The organism is Vibrio sp. 10N.222.48.A3 (assembly GCF_041475345.1).
Taxonomy (GTDB): domain Bacteria; phylum Pseudomonadota; class Gammaproteobacteria; order Enterobacterales; family Vibrionaceae; genus Vibrio; species Vibrio tasmaniensis_A.
In genome coordinates this window covers 1-796 of sequence record NZ_JBFRVX010001033.1, presented here as the reverse complement: position 1 = coordinate 796, position 796 = coordinate 1, and the positions used below count along the sequence as shown (strand labels likewise).

The 796-nt window shown below is 43.0% G+C and carries 1 protein-coding gene; it reads left to right on the top strand.

The window, feature by feature from the left end; translation table 11 throughout:
• Positions 1-673 (top strand): glycine betaine/L-proline ABC transporter substrate-binding protein ProX (proX, locus tag AB4653_RS23310; protein ID WP_372105432.1); only part of this gene is annotated, 673 nt, incomplete at its 5' end.
• Positions 674-796 lie beyond the last annotated feature (123 nt).

Here is a 796-nt window from a genome sequence, read left to right as displayed (position 1 = left end):
GTATGTAAGTGGTGCCGCTCAAGGTTACCTTATTGATAAGAAAACCGCTGAAAAGTACAACATCACTAACATTGGTCAATTGACTGATCCAAAAATCGCTAAGCTGTTTGATGCTGATGGTGATGGCAAAGCAGACCTGACGGGCTGTAACCCTGGTTGGGGTTGTGAGATGGTCATCGAACACCAAATCTCTGCATTCAAATTGGACGATACCGTTACTCACAACCAAGGTAACTATGCAGCGATCATCGCAGATACGATTTCACGTTACCAAAAGGGCGAGTCAGTTCTTTACTACACGTGGACACCTTATTGGGTAAGTGGTGTATTGGTTCCTAACGAAGACGTAGTTTGGTTAGAAGTTCCATTCTCTTCACTTCCGGGTGATCGTGCGAATGTTGATACTACTTTGTCTAACGGTAAGAACTACGGCTTCGAAATGAACTCGATGCGTATTATTGCGAACAAAGAGTTTGCTAAGAACAACCCATCTGCGGCGAAGCTTTTTGAAATCATCAAACTTAACATCAATGATGTAAGTGCTCAGAACATGATGATGAGTAAAGGTAAGAACAGCTCGGCTGATATCGAAGCGCACGTAAACGGTTGGATCAAAGCGAACCGAAATACGTTTGATGCTTGGATTACAGAAGCGAAGAAAGCGGCACTATAACGGTTGTTTTTCGTAAGCAGTCGATAACAGGCTGGAATAAAAAGAGAAGGCCGGTAGTCTGATTCAGACTACCGGCCTTTGTTTTTCTAGCGACATAACTATTTTTTAGCGACATAACTACTG